The following is a 17,886-nucleotide window of genomic DNA, read 5'->3' as shown; positions in this document are numbered from 1 at the left end:
GCAAATGGCAGATCTTCAGTCATGCTCTTGTAATCACTAACAGCGTTGAAGAAGGCAGTGCTTTTGTTGAGTTGGCAGAAGTTTATGGTGGTCATGAATTATGTAGTCCGGCCCTGCCGCGCGGAAGCGCGCCTCGAAAATCATCCCACGATTGATACGTTGACGAGACCGAGATTGCGGGCAAGTTCCGTCTCAACTGGCCTATCGCTCACTATGACGATGACGGTTCTTTCTGGGGGCAAATCATTGGCCCGCATATACAAGCGTAGCGGCTCTTGCTTGCTCATGCTCCTAAACTGAGTTGCGCAGCTCGCAACTGTCAAAATGTCGCTGACGTGAGTCTCCATTCCAAGTCGTTGTCACTTGTGCACGAATTGGTTCAACAATGTAATTGCTTCCGGGTGCGAGATCGAGTTTGGAGAGCGTGAGCATTGCTGCCTCCGCGGCTCTTTTCTGGATTGCTTTATTTTGAGCAATGGCCGTCCCAGGCGGCGCAGGGAGCCGCAGAGTCGGATGGGCTTTCGAGAGTCTGGACGCTTACTATGCGCGTTGTACTGGACCTGACACGAGATTGTGCCTCTGTCAGAATACGGACAAGTGTCTGCGCAGTGCGGCAAGCCCGAGCTGACGTTTCCGTTCGTGAATTTCGCGAGTTAATTGATGGCCCGACCGCTGGGGTTTGTGAGAGCTGTAGATGTAAGATGGCTGCGGCGCTGCTGGTCATGCGCATTTTCGTCTCAGTCCTGAACCAAGATAAGAGCTGCAACTTCCTGGTCCCGTGCCAGTTTGCTCGCCGCTAGGCCGGTGGCGATACCAATGCGATCAGGCGTGGGGCGGTTTTGGCTCATCTTGCGTTTGCCTTCGACCATGGTGATCGGGATGCGCACGCCGACGATTTCACGCAACTGGGCGGCGATGAAATCCGCGGGGGCATCGCTGACGGCCCAGGGCGTCGCACGTGATGTCTCATGGATATTCGTCAGACGCGTCACAACCTCAAGCAGGCGAGTGGGATCCTCGAAGAACTCAATCGGCCCATGGGCGTGGACCGCGATGTAATTCCATGTCGGAACCACATGTTCAGCTTGTCGCTTGCTAGGATACCAGGATGGCGTCACATAAGCCTCTGCGCCAGTAAAGATCGCCAGAGCTTCTCCGATCGGGGCCGTGCGCCATTGCGGATTGCCCTTCGCCAAGTGCCCGTATAGTGCGCCGTGTTCGCCTTCGCTCTCGTCGAGGAAGAGCGGAAGAGGCGTCGCAAGTGGCCCATCTGATGTCGCTGTGACTAGGTTGGCCAATCGGGCGCAGTGGATTGTCGCTCGAATATCCTCGATGTCGTCATCTCGAAAGTGGGTTGGTATGTACATGAAGGCTCTCCGTTGCAGGTCGTCGAGATAGACGCAAGTCGATATGCGAGAAAACTGCCAGTTTAGTCGCTCCCGTAGAGCTTCTCCGCTTCCTCTTTCGACGTGACGGCTTCGGATTTATTTGGGACGCGGGCAATTCCACTCAGCCGCTTCAGTGCGTGAAGCTGCCGTTGGGTTGGTGTTTCCGTAGCTATTTTCCTGCGGGCTGAGCCAGGCATCCATGGACCTTCAGAGATCGTACCCCGGCTCGCCTGTATGAAGCGATCCGGCAGCTGTCCCTCGACCCGTACCGAGTCGGGTTAGGCGAACCAGTCCTTGATCTTGGCAAGATCGACACCGACGTCTAAAGCCGTCTTCATCGTCTGAACTGCGTCGGTTGGTAGAAGTCGAAGGTGATCGCAACCAACCGGTCATTAAAACACGGGAGTTCCCGTCTATGGTGGACGCCTCGCCCGAGGGCAATCGGCCGAGGAGATCGTCGACGATGTTCCATCGCTGACGCGCGATCAGGTTGAGGCCGCGATCGAATACGCCGTAGCGAGGGTGCCCCTAGTCTGAAGCGGGCGCTGGCAGAGCTAGCCGGCCTTGGGTTCGATGACGAAGCCGAGGCGGGCGAGGTTGCGCGCGCCGGATTCCGCAACCGCGTATTTTCATCGACGAGAACGCGGTTCTTGAGTTTGGCAATGGTCCCAACGCGAACGTGCGCAAGTGGGTTGCAACATGGTCCTAGATTAAAGCGCGCTCTGCGCGAGCGCGGCGCACCCGGAAAAGGAATTCGCCCGAGGGCATCGCCGTGCGAGTGGAACGCCACCCAATTGTCCTTCGAGCGAGGTCACGATGGCGAGCCGAGCAGCGCATCGCGCTGCAGGCCCGTGTTCTGAGACGCGCATGAGGCCAACCAACATAGGCGGATACCCATCTAAAATAGGTTTCCTTATGGTAGCGCATGGCGACAGAGTTTCCGCATATGTTTTGCGGTACCAGGCGCTTAGCCTAGGAGGCTACTACAAGATTCGGTAGCTGGCTAAAGCCAACTTGACGCCCTACGGTTCGGTCGCCTTCCCCGCCGCATCATCGACCAACAGAAGTGAGCGCAAGCGCACGTAAAGTCGGTGACCGCAGCGCCTGTGGGCACCTTGCGCCCCTCCATCGCTTAGAGAGTGAAGTGCTACCGTGTCCGAACAACCCCTGCCGATGCTGCCGATGTGGCGCGTCGATCACATCGAGCCCTCGCCCGAGATGTTGGCGCTACGCGCCAACGGTCCGATACACCGCGTGCGTTTCCCGTCTGGGCACGAAGGCTGGTGGGTGACAGGCTACGACGAGGCCAAGGCGGCGCTGTCGGACGCGGCGTTCCGGCCGGCGGGAATGCCGCCGACGGCGTTCACCCCGGATTCGGTGATTCTTGGTTCGCCGGGGTGGCTCGTGTCGCACGAGGGGGGCGAGCATGTCCGGTTACGCACGCTCGTCGCGCCGGCCTTCAGCAGCCGCAGGGTGAAGCTGCTGACGCCGCATGTCGAGGCGATCGCTGCGCAGTTGTTCGAGAACCTGGCGGCCCAGCGCCAGCCCGCCGACTTGCGGCGCCACCTCTCGTTTCCGCTTCCGGCGATGGTCATCAGCGCCCTGATGGGCCTGCTCTATGAGGATCACGCCTTTTTCGCTCGGCTGTCCGACGAGGTGATGACGCACCAGCATGAAAGCGGCCCGCGCAGGGCTTCGCGCTTGGCCTGGGAAGAACTGCGCGCCTACATTCGCGACAAGATGCGGGACAAGCGCCAGAATCCGGGCGACAACCTGCTGACGGATCTGCTCGCGGCGGTCGACCAGGGCAAGGCGACCGAGGAAGAAGCAATCGGCCTGGCGGCAGGCATGCTGGTGGCGGGGCACGAGAGCACCGTCGCGCAGATCGAATGCGGCCTGCTCGCCATGTTCCGCCATCCGCAACAGCGCGAACGCCTGGTCGGCGATCCATCCCTGGTGGACAAGGCCGTGGAGGAAATCCTGCGCATGTATCCGCCGGGCGCGGGCTGGGACGGCATCATGCGCTATCCGAAAACCGACGTGACCATCGCGGGCGTGCATATTCCCGCCGAGAGCAAGGTGCTGGTCGGCCTGCCGGCAACGTCGTTCGATCCGCGCCATTTCGACGCGCCGGAAATCTTCGACATCGGGCGCCAGGAAAAGCCGCACCTGGCGTTCTCTTACGGTCCGCACTCCTGTATCGGCGGAGAGCTGGCCAGGCTGGAACTCAAGGCGGTGTTCGGTTCGATCTTCCAGCGCTTTCCCGCGCTGCGCTTGGCTGTCGCGCCCGAACAATTGAAGTTGCGCAAGGAGATCATCACTGGCGGGTTCGAGGAGTTCCCGGTTTTCTGGTGATGTGCGGACGCCGCTGGGGACGCAATCGTGTCCGCGGTTTGCCGGCGCACCTGCCTGCATCGCTCAGATCAGCCAGCCAACAGGTAACGAAGATGGACGTGCAAGAAACCACGGCAGCATGCCGGGACGCGTTCGCCGAACTGGCGTCGCCAGCGTGGATCCACGACCCGTATCCGTTCATGCGGTGGTTGCGCGAGCACGACCCGGTGCATCGCGCGGCGTCGGGCCTCTTTCTGTTGAGCCGCCACGCCGACATCTACTGGGCCCTCAAGGCCACGGGCGATGCGTTTCGGGGACTGCCGCCGGGCGAACTGGCGCGCTATTTTCCGCATGCGGCGACCAGCCTGTCGCTCAATCTGCTGGCCTCCACGCTAGCGATGAAGGACCCACCGACGCATACGCGTCTGCGGCGGCTGATCTCGCGCGATTTCACCATGGGCCAGATCGACAACCTGCGGCCGAGCATCGCGCGGATCGTCGAAGCGCGGTTGGACGGCATGACGCCCGCGCTGGAGCGCGGGGAGGCCGTGGACCTGCATCGGGAGTTCGCGCTGGCCTTGCCCATCCTGGTCTTCGCCGAACTGTTCGGCATGCCCCAGGACGACATGTTCGGGCTCGCCGCGGGCACCGGCGCCATTCTGGAAGGCCTGAGCCCACACGCCAGCGATTCCCGGCTCGCCGCGGCGGACGCGGCCAGTGCCAAAGTGAAGGCCTACTTCGGCGCTCTCATACAGCGTAAGCGCACCGATCCGTGCCACGACATCGTGTCGATGTTGGTCCTCGCACACGACGATGATGCCGACACGCTTTCAGACGCGGAGTTGATCAGCATGTTGTGGGGCATGCTGCTGGGTGGCTTCGTCACCACTGCTGCGACCATCGACCATGCGGTCCTGGCGATGCTGGCCTATCCCGAACAGCGGCACTGGCTGCAGGGAGACGCCATGCGGGTGAAGGCATTCGTCGAAGAGGTCCTGCGTTGCGACGCGCCCGCCATGTTCAGCTCCATTCCGCGTATCGCCCAGCACGCCATCGAATTAGGCGGGGTGGTGATCCCGAAGAACGCGGACGTGCGCGTGCTGATCGCGTCTGGGAATCGCGATCCCGACGCCTTCGCCGATCCCGACCGCTTCGATCCTTCCCGGTTCTACGGCACCAGTCCCGGCATGTCGACCGACGGGAAGATCATGCTGAGCTTCGGTCACGGCATCCACTTCTGCCTCGGTGCGCAACTGGCCCGGGTGCAGTTGGCCGAAAGTTTGCCGCGGATTCAGGCGCGCTTCCCCACGCTGGCATTGGCCGAGCTGCCGACCCGGGAGCCCTCCGCATTCCTTAGGACGTTCCGCGCGCTGCCGGTGCGGCTGCATGCGCAGGGGCTGCGATGCGAGTCTTAGTCGACCAGGATCTGTGCGGAACCAGCGGACAGTGCGCGCTGACGCTACCGGGTATTTTTCGGCAGCGCGAATCGGACGGCGTGGCCGAAGTGTGCGGGGCGACAGTTCCGCAGGCGCTGCACGCGGCCGTGCGTCTCGCAGCCAGCCAGTGCCCGGTCGCCGCCATTCGGGTCATCAGAAGCGAAGCTAGCCGTGACGAGCGCGCCAGCGCCGACAGTGCGCCTTCTCCAGCGGACGCGGAGCGGCATGCCGCGAGAGACCAACGCAATCCAAGAGGACACCATGGGACGGTTTGAAGGCAAGGTGGCCGTGGTGACCGGCGCCGGCGCCGGGATCGGCAAGGCATGCGCCCTCGCAATCGCGCGCGAGGGCGGCAAAGTGGTGGTCGCCGACATCGATGGTTCGGCGGCCACGGCTTGTTCCACCCAAATCGCGGCCGAGGCGGGCCACGCGCTGGCTCTGGCCATCAACATCGCCGAGGCGCAGGCTGTGGCAGCGCTGTTCGATGCGGCGGAGCGGCACTTCAGTGCCGTCGATCTCCTGGTGAACAATGCGGGCGCCATGCATCTGACTCCGCGCGACCGCGCGATCCTCGACCTGGACCTGGCGGTCTGGGATGAGACCATGGCAACCAATCTGCGCGGCACATTGCTCTGCTGCCGGCGGGCCATCCCTGGGATGATCGCCCGCGGCGGTGGCGCGATTGTCAACATGTCGTCGTGCCAGGGGCTCAGCGGTGACACCACGCTGACGTCCTACGCCGCATCGAAGGCGGCGATGAACATGCTATCGGCCTCGCTCGCCACCCAGTACGGTCATGCGAAGATCCGCTGCAACGCGGTTGCGCCGGGTCTCATCATGACCGAGCGTCTCCTGGCCAAGCTGGACGAGTGCATGCAACGGCATCTGCGCCGGCACCAGCTCCTGCCGCGCGTCGGCCGCCCCGAGGACGTGGCCGCGCTGGTGGCGTTCCTACTCTCTGACGATGCTGCGTTCATCACCGGCCAAGTGGTGTGCATCGACGGCGGCATGCTGGCGCATGTGCCGACCTACGCCGACGGTGGAAACAGCCGCGCCGCGCCGCCTTCCGGCGAGACCGCCGAAGCGGCTGCGTCGCCGCGCTGGTGATGGACATGCTGCTCAACCCGCTGAACCGTCGAGATCGGCTGCGGCACGACATCCCGGTCGTGCCCGGCGCTTTCCCCTTGGCCGGGCACCTTCCCGCTATCGTTTGCGACCTGCCGCGCCTGCTGCGGCGTGCGGAACGGACGCTGGGCAGCCACTTCTGGCTGGACTTCGGCCCTGCCGGACACATGGTGACCTGTCTGGATCCGGATGCGATCGCACTGCTCCGCCACAAGGATGTGTCCTCGGCGCTGATCGAAGATATCGCGCCCGAATTGTTCGGTGGAACGTTGGTCGCCCAGGACGGCGGCGCGCACCGGCAGGCGCGCGGCGCGATCCAGGCGGCGTTCCTGCCCACGGCGCTGACCCAGGCGGGCATCGGCGAGCTGTTCGCGCCCGTCATCCGGGCCCGGGTGCAGAGGTGGCGCGACCGGGGCGAGGTAACCATCCTGCGCGAAACCGGCGATCTAATGCTCAAACTCATCTTCAGCCTCATGGGAATCCCCGCGCAGGACCTGCCGGAATGGCGTCGCAAGTACCGGCAACTGCTGCAGTTGATCGTCGCGCCCCCGGTCGACCTGCCCGGACTGCCCTTGCGGCGCGGTCGGGCCGCCCGAGACTGGATCGATGCGCGGTTGCGCGAGTTCGTTCGCGACGCGCGCGAACATGCCGCGCCCACCGGGTTGATCAACGACATGGTGAGCGCCTTCGACCGGAGCGACGATGCGCTCTCGGATGAGGTCCTAGTCGCTAATATCCGCTTGCTGCTGCTCGGTGGTCACGACACCACGGCGTCGACTATGGCCTGGATAGTAATCGAGCTGGCGCGGCAGCCTGGGCTGTGGGACGCTCTGGTCGAGGAGGCGCAACGCATTGGCGCGGTGCCGACCCGGCACGCGGACTTGGCGCAGTGTCCGGTCGCCGAAGCGCTGTTCCGCGAGACGCTGCGCATGCATCCGCCGACGCCGCTCCTGGTGCGTCGCGCAGTGCGTGAATTGCGACTCGGCCAACGGCGCATTCCCGCGGGCACGGATCTATGCATCCCGGTGCTGCATTTCTCGACTTCGGCGCTGCTGCACGAGGCGCCTCATCAGTTTCGCGTGGCGCGGTGGCTGGAACGCACCGAGCCGATCCGGCCTGTGGACATGCTGCAGTTCGGTACCGGCCCACACGTCTGCATCGGCTATCACCTGGCATGTCTGGAACTGGTGCAGTTCTGCATCGCCTTGGCGCTCACCATGCACGAGGGCGGGGCGCGGCCGCGGTTGCTGAGCGGCGTCGAAAAAGGCCTGCGCTATTACCCGACCGCACATCCGTCCATTACTACCCGCATCGGATTCTCATGAGCTGGCATCACATGCCCTGTGGCGAGGCAGCGGCGCCGGCCACGCGCGGCATTTGCTGCACTCGGCGCGCGCACGGTGCGCAGATAACACCGCGGCGGCTCGCCTGTCAGGGACAAGGACATGAACAACATGCAAACCGGTTCTACGCCACAGGATGACAGAACTGGTGATTCCGCGCTCGGCGGATCGGGCGCGCAGGCGCGGGGCGCATCCGGCCGGCTGCTGCCCGAGATCTGGGTGCATGAGGGCGCAAACCGGGTCGAACAGGTGCTGGCGCGTCTTCTCAGCGCCGAACATGACGGTGAGACCGAGCTGATGGCGGCGATGCGCTACGCCACCTTGCATGGCGGGAAGCGCACCCGCGCCTTGCTCTGTCTGGCTGCCGGCACACTGGCCGACGCCCCGGCGCACATGCTCGATGACGTCGGCGCCGCCATCGAGATGATGCACGCCTGCACCCTGGTCCACGACGATCTGCCCGCGATGGACGACGACGTGCTTCGCCGCGGCCTTCCGACCGTGCACGTCAAGTTCGGCGAAGCTACTGCGATACTGGTCGGCGATGCGCTGCAGGCGCACGCCTTCCTGACCCTGGCGAGCCTGGACGCGCCGGGAGATAACCGTATCGCACTCGTGCGCGAACTGGCGCGCGCGGTGTCAGCCGAGGGTGCCGCAGGCGGGCAGGCCATGGATCTGTCTCTGGTGGGAAAGCACGTCGAGCTGGACAGGATCGTGGCGATGCACCGGATGAAGAGCGGAGCGCTAGTGCGCGCGTCCGTTCGCATGGGCGCCCTATGCGCTCTCGCGGAGAATGCCGCGCACGGCGCGCTGTACTGTGCGCTCGATCACTACAGCGCCTCTTTCGGCCTGGCGTTGCAGGTGATCGACGACATTCTCGACGTGACAGCGGATACCGCGACGCTGGGCAAGACCCCCGGCAAGGACGCGGCAGCGCAGAAGCCGACCTGCGCGTCGATCATGGGACTGCAGGCGGCCCGCCAGTTCGCGCTGGATCTGTTGCGCGAGGCCGGGGAGGCCATCGCGCCGCTGGGGCCTCGTGCGGAACGGTTGGCGCAACTCCTCGAGCGGGCCAACGCGTATCTCTTCAAGCACGCGCCATGCGCATGAGCGCGCCCGTCCGGATGGAGACGTCCCCGTGCCGCTGCTATCGACCGGCGACAGAAATACATGCTGCACTTTGTGCGAGTCGCGGTGCCGATCGCAGCGGTTGCCCGCCGCGGCGCACGCGGCGCCCGCGCGCAAGCCTACGCGGCGGACCGGCGCCAGCATCGGGGGCCTCGCCGCGCCGGAGCAGGGCGGCCGTCCGGCGCTGCCTATGCGACGAGCATGCGGCGACATGGGCTGCGTCTGCCCGATCCCGGTTCTCTTCGACCGCCTGCATAAGGAACATCCGCGTGAACGCGCTGTCCGAACAGATCCTTTCCGAATTGCGCGGCCTGCTGAGCGAAATGGGCGATGGCGGTAGCGTCGGTCCGTCTGTCTACGACACGGCGCGGGCCCTGCGCTTCCACGGCAACGTCACCGGTAGGCAGGACGCATACGCGTGGCTCATCGCGCAGCAACAGGCCGACGGCGGATGGGGAAGCGCGGACTTCCCGTTGTTTCGGCATGCGCCCACCTGGGCAGCGTTACTGGCATTGCAGCGTGCCGATCCTCTTCCCGGTGCTGCCGACGCTGTCCAAGCTGCAATCCGGTTCCTCCAGGTCCAACCCGATCCCTACGCGCATGCTGTGCCGGAAGACGCGCCGATCGGCGCGGAGTTGATCCTGCCGCAGTTTTGCGGTGAGGCCGCATCCTTGCTGGGTGACGCGGCGTTTCCGCGCCATCCAGCGCTGTTGCCGTTGCGACAAGGGTCTCTGGACAAGCTGCGGGCGTTGGCGATGTTGCCGAGCGGTCATCCGTTGCTGCACTCCTGGGAAGCCTGGGGGACGTCGCCGACGACCGCATACCCGGATGACGAGGGCAGCATCGGCATCAGTCCGGCGGCCACCGCCGCGTGGCGTACGTACGCCGTGACGCGGGGAAGCTCGCGGCAGGTCGGGCGCGCCGATGCGTATCTCCAGAGGGCATCGCGGGCGACGCGCAGCGGCATTGAAGGCGTCGTTCCGAACGTGTGGCCGATCAATGTGTTCGAGCCATGCTGGTCGCTGTACACCCTTCATCTGGCCGGGCTGTTCGCGCATCCCGCGCTCGCCGAGCCGGTCCGCGTGATTGTCGCACAGCTCGACGCCCGCCTGAGCGTGCGCGGTCTGGGCCCGGCCTTGCATTTCGCGGCTGATGCGGACGACACGGCCGTTGCGTTATGCGTCTTGCACCTTGCAGGCCGCGACGCGGCGGTCGATGCGTTGCGCCATTTTGAAATCGGCGAGCTGTTCGTCACCTTCCCCGGCGAGCGCAATGCATCGCTGTCGACCAACATCCACGCCCTGCATGCGTTGCGACTCTTGGGAAAGTCCGCCGTCGGCAGCAGCGCCTACGTCGAGGCCAATCGCAACCCGCACGGTCTCTGGGACAACGAAAAATGGCACGTTTCGTGGCTGTATCCCACCGCGCATGCGGTCGCTGCGCTGGCGCAAGGCAAGCCCCAGTGGCGGGACGAGCGCGCGCTGGCGGCGCTGCTGCAGGCGCAGCGCGGCGACGGCGGCTGGGGCGCCGGTCGCGCGTCCACATTCGAGGAAACCGCCTATGCGTTGTTCGCATTACGCGTGATGGACGAGAGAGAAAAAGCCACGGGGCGCCGGCGCATCGCACAGGTGGTGGCGCGTGCGCTAGAATGGATGCTCGCCCGCCATGCGGCGCATGCATTGCCGAAAACGCCGTTGTGGATCGGCAAGGAACTGTATTGCCCCACTCGGGTCGTGCGCGTGGCCGAACTCGCCGGCTTGTGGCTGGCGCTTCGTTGGGGGCGGCCCGTCCTGACCGAGAGAGCAGGAGCGACCCCATGATCCTGGCAGAACGCGCGCTGCATCAGGTGCTGGAGTGGGGGCGTTCCCTGCCCGGGTTCGCTGACGAGCATGCCGTAGAAGCGGTCAGCGGCGGCCAGTACATTCTGCAGCGTATCCGCTCGAGCCTGCGTGACATCAGCGCTCGCACCGGTCGCGATCCGCAGGACGAAACACTTATCGTGGCGTTCTATCGTGAACTGGCGCTGCTGTTCTGGCTCGACGATTGCAACGACCTTGGCCTGATCGTGCCGGAGCAGCTCACCGCGGTGGAGCTGGCGCTGGGGCAGGGCGAGCCGTGCGCGCTCCCCGGATTCGAGGGCTGCGCTGTGCTGCGCGCTTCGCTGGCCGCGCTAGCCTACGATCATCGCGACTATGCTCAGCTTCTCGCCGATACCAGGCGCTACTGCGCGGCGCTCCGCGCCGGACACGCGCAGGCGGCGGGGCCGGAACGCTGGTCCTACGCCGAGTACCTGCATAACGGCATCGATTCGATAGCCTACGCCAACGTGTTCTGTTGCCTGTCGTTGCTGTGGGGGCTGGACATGGCGACCTTGCGCGCGCGTCCGGCGTTTCGCCAGGTCCTGCGACTCATCTCTGTGATAGGGCGCCTGCAGAACGATCTGCACGGACGCGACAAGGACACGTTGGCCGGCGAGGCCGACAACGCGGCGATCCTGCTGCTTCAGCGCTATCCAGCTATGCCTGCGGTGGAGTTCCTCAACGACGAGCTGGCCGGCTATACGCGTATGCTGTACCGGGTGACGGCGGAAGAGTGCTTTCCGGCGCCGTGGGGATCGTTAATCGAGGCCATGGCGGCCATGTCCACGCATTACTACCAGACCTCGGCCACCCGCTACCGAAGCGACCCTCAGGGGCGAGACCAGCGTTCGCCGGCCTGAAGTCGCAGGAGGCGCGGCGTGCGCGCGCTGCCGCGGTCCGGCCCGACGCAATGCCGTGGTCCGATGCGACGGATGGAGCGAGCATGAGCAACACCGCTCTGAGCCGGCGCAAGGACGACGATCTGGAGATCGTGTTGGATCCGCGACACGACGTGACCTTTGCTGGTTTCGGTCTGCGCATCTTCACTTCCGGCCAAGCGTAGCTGCGTCATCCAATACAGATTACTAGGCCGCTCGCGCCGCTACACCATTAGCTTGCATGGCGTCTGGACCGCCCAAAAGGCGAGGCAGGAGGCGAAGGTCCAATTGGGGCGTGTCGCACAGAGCGACAATCCCGCGGAGGAACGCCAGCTCGATCGCAAGGCGATCACCGTCAAGGAGCTCTGCGCTCTTTACCTCAACGATCTGAACGCCGGCCCTATCCTAGGAAAGGGTGGACGGCCGAAGAAGCCCAGTACCATCATCTCCGATACCCGCCGCATTCGAGCGCTATATCATCCCGCTTCTCAGCAGGCGGCGCGTGAAGGACAAACCAAGGCCGACATCAAAGGTACTGAAGGGTATCATGGCCGGCAAGACGCGAGCCTCGGTCAAGACAAAAAGCTACGCGGGAAAGTCATTGTTCGCAGTGGCAACGCGGACGGTCGGGCTTCTTGGCGGCATTCTCACGTACGCCGTCGAGGCGGGAATCATCGCCATCAATCCCTGGTCTGAGAAAGCCGGACAACGTGCGGAGCCGCCGGCTCAGAGAAGCCGAGATATCGGACAATTGGCGAGATGCTGCGAAATAGCAGCAAGAAGGACGGGAAGTACGTCACGACGGCCGACATCATCCGCCAGATAACCGGCTGCCGGAGGAGCGAGGTGATCGGTCTGATGTGGACCGAGGCCGATAGACGGCTAAGGCGGCGACCTTACAGTCCTCTTTCGATCACACGGAAACGAGGGCGCCCATTTTTGTACGGCGAAACGGAACCGGCGTGGTTGTATCGGTCCGCTGAGCGCGCCTGCAATTTGGGCAGACAAAAAAGGTGGGCAATTATCGATTCCGGAGTGTCTCGCACCAACTCCGACCGAAACCATCTCATGGTGATCCGACAATTCGCACCGCCCGGGAGTTCGAGATGCCCCAGCGCGTTCTCTCCCGCGCGTACTACACGCGGAAAATGCCCCAGCGGGACACTCGGGTAAAGAGCAGACAGCTCCTGCAGACGGGCTCGATTGATAAAAAATGATCGCGGCTCTTCTTGGCTCCGCGGTTCTCCGAGGCAGACAGCGCCTCGTCGATCGACTTGCTGACGTGGTCGCCCTCAAACATGACGTTCGATGACATGACGTCGTCGCCGACCAGGCGCTGCTAGAGCCGAAAGGTCAGCCTCTTGCACTTCTTCCCCAGGTTGTCCTTGGCCTGAAGCAAGAACCGCCGCTCGTCGTCATCGAGATCTTCGATCACGGCAAACGCAGCTCGAGCTGCAGCCACGAACGCGACCGACCTGGCGAACCGGTTCAGGGCGCTCTGTTTGCTCCCACCTCCACCTTTGTTAAGGTGCGTCACGGCGACTACGGCGATGCCCAGGCGGTTAGCCATGTCGGCCAACGGCTCCAGGACTTCGCGGGTCTCGACGTTGCCGTTGCCATCGCTGCCGCCCATATACGCCGAGATCGGATCGACGACGATCACACTGACAGCGCTTGGCTGCGCAGAAAACCAGCGCACACCGAGTAATGTGCGCCGACTTTAGTCATGACGGCGCTGCTAACGTCGCGGCTGCGTCGGTTGACTCCGTATGAGTGTCTGCAACACGACCGACAGCTTTGGTGAGATTTAGCCTGTTTGGATTCTTGGACGATTTCGGGCGCCTTCAATTTTCCCGTTCAAAGGATTGGCATGGCGGCCCTCACGCTCGATCTGAAGTTACGTGTAGTGCCTGCGGACGGTCAAACATTCATAGCCTTCCCCAGTAAGGGCTAGGGCGCCTCATATTTGCTCGGGGCCAACATTGTCATCGCAAGAAATTTACACGCCGTCGGTTGCTGCAGCCGATCGGGATCTGATCTTCGTAGTAATCGAGCGCCACCGCGAGCTGTCCGCGCACTACGATGGGGCGGCGTCGCTTTCGGATAAGCTCGAGGATGGTGCCGAATTTGCTGCCGCCGACGAAGTCACCGGCCGAACGAACCTGGCTCTCACGGAGCATGCAAATGTGCTCATCCGCTCGAAGTCAGCCACGATCGCGGGCGTGATCGCTCTGACCAGATACGTCGCCGGCCTGCGGGAATGGGAGCTGCCTGATGATTCTGATGGCGCGGACGCAATGACGCTCGCGCATGCCATAGGCAATCCGCTTCTCCCGCCCGGGCCAAAGTCGAAAACCCCGGTTGGTAGCCGGGATTTTCTTTTTTGCTGTTACAGGCACCAACTCTCCTAAACCGCGGCGGTGCGGTCAGCACAGCGCACCTCCGGATTGAGCCGAATTTGACTTCGGCTTCGTTCCGTCCAACGCTCGATCGTAAGCCGCAGGTGTCGGTTGGTCTGCGCTCCTGCTCCACCTCAATCGATTGGTGGAGATCTCACGTCACATAAAGTCTCCATCCGAATCGGACTCTGGTGAAGGTTCATCATCACTCGGCGTTTTGATTTTGGAGAGATACATCGGAGAATTGGTTGCACGTTGCCATTCACCATCCCTGTATCTCCACTGTCTGGACTGGGTGGGATCGAGTACCATATCATCGTGATCTACATGAACGAAGCCCATTTGTTCTGCACGGGCTCTCGCTTCATCATTAGCAGGACGCCAGTTCACCAGCGGCCGTTCGCCGTCTTGCTGTAGTTGGTGCTCAAGCAGAATATCGCCGGCGTTGCCGACGAGCGGATGAGCAACCTGAAAATCCACGATTGATGTGACGTCAGTTCGTCCGGGGAACTGTTCTCGCCACCGTTGGCTGGTGAACTCAGTCGCCATAGGAAATCCGGCTTCCGTTCGTTGGAGGCCGACGCTCCTATTTCCCAGTTGGTAGCTGTAATATCGCGCGGCATCAGAATCCCTTCGTATCGCGTAACTGCTAGCGACATCCGCGGTGCGCCTGGCTCTTTCGGATACAAATTCTGAGTATTCCTGCGGATTGTTGGCGATATGATTGATCTCGTCACCATGAAAACTCCTCACCCGTTCCCGGAATTCGGCTTGGTCGATCTCAACAACGGGAGATCTTGAAGTGAGGTAATAACTCGGCTGCGAGGATGAGCTGGCACCCGAATCCTGCAATCCCATTCTACCGAACGCGTCCGCGAAATAGTCAGCATTCCTGTGCTCCGGGGAGCTTGCGTAATGATACTCATCAGCGGATGGAGCATCCGACCAATTGTTAATTCGACCGCCCATGGCGACCACACTCCTATGGCTGTTGCATTGTGTTCAGGTCATTAGACCTGACGCCGCCGATAAGCAGCTTAGCTGTCCGTAAGCTGACGCGACAATAAACGGAAAGCAAAATTCTCTGATCGGCTTTGTAGCAACCGGCTTGCAGGACGCCGGCGAAGACCGCCAGATGCATCTGGGGATGCTCGCTTCGTGGGTCGCTCGAGGCGTAATCACCGCTGCCGGCGGCGGAAACCCGGCGAAGGGCCGGTCGTCGCGCTTATGTAAATCTCGACATAAGCGGGATTAGGCACACCCCCGTGATTGTGCGCAGCTCGCAGGAACAGGAGCCTGTATCTATGGGATTCTCGGACGACGTCCGGCTGGCGAACTGCGCATAATTTCGGTCTTTCCTATGGAGCCTAATCAGCTCGATAGGAGATCAGCATGCAAACCGCCACGGCCTCGTGCTTGGGGAGGAGGAGTATTCTTCAACGTTTCGTAATACCAGGAACACTTGCAGCCAAGGCGATATGCGCCGAACACTCAGCGCGACTACCCGCCTCGCCGCTTTCCTTTGGCGAACGCCTGGCAGCGCAGCGTGTGACGCTCGAATTCATTTCAACATCTGGTTCAGCAGATTGGCCAATCGTGCCGCGGCAAGCGCAGCCTGATTGCGAGCTACGTTGCGAGCGTTGGACTCATAATCTCGAGTTAGTTGAACCGGTGTCGTGTCATTCGGGATGGGAGCTGCATAAGCATTCTGCTTGGCCAGCTCGAAGCTTTCTTGGGCCCAGGTGGCAGGCTCGAGAATCTGAGCCTTCGCGGAATCTGGCACGACATTTTTGGGGCCGTTGAATTTATCCTCGGCGTCGGTGATCGCTCCGAACACTGGCGAATAGCCGCCGAACAAGCTATCCCAATAAGCATGAAGCAGGATCGTCTCGCCCGTGGCTGGTATGACTCTTTCGGCGTTACCGCCGCGGTCGCCATCATTGTCGGGCAGTTGCGCAGTGTAGCGGGCAATTGCATGATCCGGCTGGTGTAGATCGCCAACCAGATGAGGTGTCCAGGCGAGACTGTAGGAACGCATAGCATCCGAAGCACTCTCTGAGGCTGGCAGCTTAGCGAATAACAGCCTTGAGCTGCGTGACAGTATCAACCGGATTCGGCTGCGGGAGGGGCGTACCGTCCGGCGTGTACAGAGCGTCTTTGAAATGCCAATAGGCATGCTTGAGGTGGCCATATGGGACGATCTGTTTTGCCGTGGAATCTTTAACTTGATCATCGTAGCAATCGTCCTTCGTTTTGATATCATCGGCCCATGTAGCGGCATGCACCAAGGCGTACAGCTTTTCCGCGCCCTGGGGCGCGCCTGCGATCCAGTTTGCGTAATCCGGTAGTTTCAGGAGTATGTCGGCGTGTTCTTTGACCACCGGACAAGTTGCTTGTAAGCGAGATAGGCGATCTGCATATGCCCTTCGTCCCGCCAAGCCGCGGCAGGCGAAAATGAGAAGCATGTGAAGGCGACTGACGCAGCAAGCGAACGCATTGATACCTCCCGGACGAAGCGGCCGATGTGCCGCGTGAATAGCCGACGTTTTTTCATATCCTGCACGGTCTGTTCCTTCAGCGGTATGACACCATCGAGTGTTACCGATCTCCCGTCGTAAGTTTTGTGCCGCCTGTTTTGGAGCACGTGCTGGGGACCGGCTATCACGGACAGGCAGATCGTCGTCCGCTTCTGTCGACGACTTCCTTGCGCTTCCTCCCGTCATTGTACCGCAATTCGACCGTCACTCCCGATGCAGACGGGGCAAAGGGCTCAGGCGTAAGGCTGATCCACCCCTCCCCCAAATTCAGAATGATCGGTCGATCCGCCCGGAGTCGGGCGTCGAGCAGCACCAAGTCCAATCGGAGAGACTGGAGCCGCACGTTGAGCCGTCGCCGCACGCCATCACGTGGCCAGATACGCAGGCTGTTAGCGAACGTCTCCATGATGCCGCCGTGACAAACCTTCCCAAACATGGGATCGTCGGCAACGATCGTCGCAGCAGCGCGGACCGCCCCACAAAATCCCAGGTCGATCTCGCACGAGTAATACCACGTTCGACGGTGATGCGGCTCTACCGCGCTACCAGCAGAGCACGCTGATCAAAGGAGGCTCTTTTGGACGCCGATGGGAGTCCTGCCGCCATCGAGCAACCAAGGACCGATGATGCCATATCTGGCGAGAGCGGCTACGACACGTTTTCCAGTGGCCATCGGGCATGGTGCCCGCAGGCGTTCGCCGCGCCTGAAGCGACCATGTGTTCGCGCCATCTTGGTCGATGCCCAGGTCTCACACATGAAAACGAGACGATCCCGGTCGACCTTGTCCTGGCTCTCGCGCGAGCCTCGTCGCCCTTGCGTCCGGACGGTCTTGCTCTGCGTCATGGGAGTCTGTTTTTGCGCGTGATCTTGTGACGCTCGAAGAAGCGGCGGATCGTGCCATAGCCAAAGCGTAGGCCCTCTTTGCTCAAGCTGTGCCGCAGTTCATCGATAGTGCTATCGGGACGAGGCCTCGAGCACAGCCATGATCGTCGCCCGATGGGGCTCGACCCGGTGCGATTTATCCGGGCCTTTGGCAGAGCACGCGCCGTGCTCCCGCTCGCGCCTTCGTCATCGGAGTGCGCTCGCTGAGCTCACTCCAAAGCTCGGCAGCCCGCCGTTGTGAAACGCGCCCTCAATACAGACGACCTTGTCCATTCCCAATTCCTGTTTCGGCAGATGGTCGCGGCCCCGCTCCTCCTTCAGCACGCGCATAGTAGTTCGTCAGCGCCCGGTTATATATCCGACGAACAGCGCTCGCTCAGCCTCAATCCTCCACACATCGATCCAGCTATTCGATACCTGCTGCATTGAGCTGCTCCGCGATGCTTTGAAACGACGTCTCAGAGCAAGTGCCCTCGCGGCGCTCGCTACCAATCGTACGATTTTGCACGCCAATCTACGATCTTCCGCCACCCCGATGGTGGCACCTCGGATAATGGGCACGAATGATACGATTGT

General features: G+C 62.4%; 15 protein-coding genes and 1 pseudogene. 11 read left to right on the top strand and 5 right to left on the bottom strand.

Features of this window, described 5'->3' with window-relative positions:
• Window positions 1-737: 737 nt before the first annotated feature.
• Window positions 738-1,367, bottom strand: a complete 630-nt coding sequence (locus AC5V87_RS33175) for an FMN-binding negative transcriptional regulator (protein ID WP_495369014.1) — start codon at window positions 1,365-1,367, stop codon at window positions 738-740.
• 474 nt (window positions 1,368-1,841) lie between these two features.
• Between AC5V87_RS33175 and AC5V87_RS33170 the strand changes: the two genes are divergently transcribed.
• From AC5V87_RS33170 to AC5V87_RS33125, 10 genes and pseudogenes are all read left to right on the top strand, one after another.
• Entirely contained in the window at window positions 1,842-1,925 is an 84-nt protein-coding gene (locus tag AC5V87_RS33170) for a hypothetical protein (RefSeq protein ID WP_456843548.1), read from the top strand.
• Window positions 1,926-2,540: 615 nt separating this feature from the next.
• The gene (locus AC5V87_RS33165) at window positions 2,541-3,743 is read left to right on the top strand and encodes a cytochrome P450 (protein ID WP_495369013.1); all 1,203 of its coding nucleotides are present in this window, start codon (window positions 2,541-2,543) and stop codon (window positions 3,741-3,743) included.
• A 92-nt stretch (window positions 3,744-3,835) separates the two neighbouring features.
• Entirely contained in the window at window positions 3,836-5,137 is a 1,302-nt protein-coding gene (locus AC5V87_RS33160) for a cytochrome P450 (RefSeq protein WP_495369012.1), read from the top strand.
• Window positions 5,125-5,433 carry a ferredoxin gene (locus AC5V87_RS33155; RefSeq protein ID WP_495369011.1) on the top strand — a complete coding sequence of 103 codons (309 nt, stop codon included), beginning with the start codon at window positions 5,125-5,127 and terminating at the stop codon, window positions 5,431-5,433. Before AC5V87_RS33160 ends, AC5V87_RS33155 begins: the two co-directional genes overlap by 13 nt.
• A complete protein-coding gene (locus AC5V87_RS33150) occupies window positions 5,420-6,265 on the top strand; it encodes an SDR family oxidoreductase (protein ID WP_495369010.1) in 846 nt (281 codons plus the stop codon). Before AC5V87_RS33155 ends, AC5V87_RS33150 begins: the two co-directional genes overlap by 14 nt.
• Window positions 6,265-7,608, top strand: a complete 1,344-nt coding sequence (locus AC5V87_RS33145; protein ID WP_495369009.1) for a cytochrome P450 — start codon at window positions 6,265-6,267, stop codon at window positions 7,606-7,608. The genes AC5V87_RS33150 and AC5V87_RS33145 overlap by 1 nt, the downstream gene beginning before the upstream one ends.
• Window positions 7,609-7,737: 129 nt before the next feature.
• The gene (locus AC5V87_RS33140) at window positions 7,738-8,736 is read left to right on the top strand and encodes a polyprenyl synthetase family protein (RefSeq protein ID WP_495371991.1); all 999 of its coding nucleotides are present in this window, start codon (window positions 7,738-7,740) and stop codon (window positions 8,734-8,736) included.
• Window positions 8,737-9,023: 287 nt separating this feature from the next.
• Complete coding sequence (locus AC5V87_RS33135; protein WP_495369008.1) at window positions 9,024-10,574, top strand: hypothetical protein; 1,551 nt, start codon at window positions 9,024-9,026, stop codon at window positions 10,572-10,574.
• A complete protein-coding gene (locus AC5V87_RS33130) occupies window positions 10,571-11,473 on the top strand; it encodes a terpene synthase family protein (protein WP_495369007.1) in 903 nt (300 codons plus the stop codon). The genes AC5V87_RS33135 and AC5V87_RS33130 overlap by 4 nt, the downstream gene beginning before the upstream one ends.
• Before the next feature lie 149 nt (window positions 11,474-11,622).
• Window positions 11,623-12,367: pseudogene (locus AC5V87_RS33125) on the top strand (integrase arm-type DNA-binding domain-containing protein); the annotation flags it as partial.
• Between the two features lie 463 nt (window positions 12,368-12,830).
• On the opposite strand, the gene AC5V87_RS33120 reads toward AC5V87_RS33125, so the two are convergent.
• Window positions 12,831-13,154: an AAA family ATPase gene (locus AC5V87_RS33120; RefSeq protein WP_495369006.1), complete on the bottom strand. Its 324-nt coding sequence runs from the start codon at window positions 13,152-13,154 to the stop codon at window positions 12,831-12,833.
• 319 nt (window positions 13,155-13,473) lie between these two features.
• Between AC5V87_RS33120 and AC5V87_RS33115 the strand changes: the two genes are divergently transcribed.
• The gene (locus tag AC5V87_RS33115) at window positions 13,474-13,902 is read left to right on the top strand and encodes a hypothetical protein (protein ID WP_495369005.1); all 429 of its coding nucleotides are present in this window, start codon (window positions 13,474-13,476) and stop codon (window positions 13,900-13,902) included.
• 147 nt (window positions 13,903-14,049) lie between these two features.
• Here AC5V87_RS33115 and AC5V87_RS33110 read toward each other — a convergent pair whose 3' ends face one another.
• From AC5V87_RS33110 to AC5V87_RS33100, 3 genes are all read right to left on the bottom strand, one after another.
• A complete protein-coding gene (locus tag AC5V87_RS33110; protein WP_495369004.1) occupies window positions 14,050-14,859 on the bottom strand; it encodes an effector protein NopP in 810 nt (269 codons plus the stop codon).
• A 592-nt stretch (window positions 14,860-15,451) separates the two neighbouring features.
• Window positions 15,452-15,928: a S1/P1 nuclease gene (locus tag AC5V87_RS33105; protein ID WP_495369003.1), complete on the bottom strand. Its 477-nt coding sequence runs from the start codon at window positions 15,926-15,928 to the stop codon at window positions 15,452-15,454.
• A 31-nt stretch (window positions 15,929-15,959) separates the two neighbouring features.
• Complete coding sequence (locus tag AC5V87_RS33100) at window positions 15,960-16,271, bottom strand: hypothetical protein (RefSeq protein WP_495369002.1); 312 nt, start codon at window positions 16,269-16,271, stop codon at window positions 15,960-15,962.
• Window positions 16,272-17,886 lie beyond the last annotated feature (1,615 nt).

It is taken from the genome of Bradyrhizobium sp. SOJA106 (assembly GCF_059448745.1).
The sequence above is the reverse complement of the archived record's forward strand: the minus strand, read 5'-3'. Positions and strand labels throughout refer to the sequence as shown.

Excerpts from the sequence above, each read along its gene's own strand:
- AC5V87_RS33140 (WP_495371991.1), top strand. The coding sequence starts at position 7,738 with ATGCAAACCGGTTCTACGCCACAGGATGACAGAACTGGTGATTCCGCG.
- AC5V87_RS33150 (WP_495369010.1), top strand. The coding sequence starts at position 5,420 with ATGGGACGGTTTGAAGGCAAGGTGGCCGTGGTGACCGGCGCCGGCGCC.
- AC5V87_RS33155 (WP_495369011.1), top strand. The coding sequence starts at position 5,125 with ATGCGAGTCTTAGTCGACCAGGATCTGTGCGGAACCAGCGGACAGTGC.
- AC5V87_RS33130 (WP_495369007.1), top strand. The coding sequence starts at position 10,571 with ATGATCCTGGCAGAACGCGCGCTGCATCAGGTGCTGGAGTGGGGGCGT.
- AC5V87_RS33145 (WP_495369009.1), top strand. The coding sequence starts at position 6,265 with ATGGACATGCTGCTCAACCCGCTGAACCGTCGAGATCGGCTGCGGCAC.
- AC5V87_RS33160 (WP_495369012.1), top strand. The coding sequence starts at position 3,836 with ATGGACGTGCAAGAAACCACGGCAGCATGCCGGGACGCGTTCGCCGAA.
- AC5V87_RS33175 (WP_495369014.1), bottom strand. The coding sequence starts at position 1,367 with ATGTACATACCAACCCACTTTCGAGATGACGACATCGAGGATATTCGA.
- AC5V87_RS33105 (WP_495369003.1), bottom strand. The coding sequence starts at position 15,928 with ATGCGTTCCTACAGTCTCGCCTGGACACCTCATCTGGTTGGCGATCTA.
- AC5V87_RS33110 (WP_495369004.1), bottom strand. The coding sequence starts at position 14,859 with ATGGGCGGTCGAATTAACAATTGGTCGGATGCTCCATCCGCTGATGAG.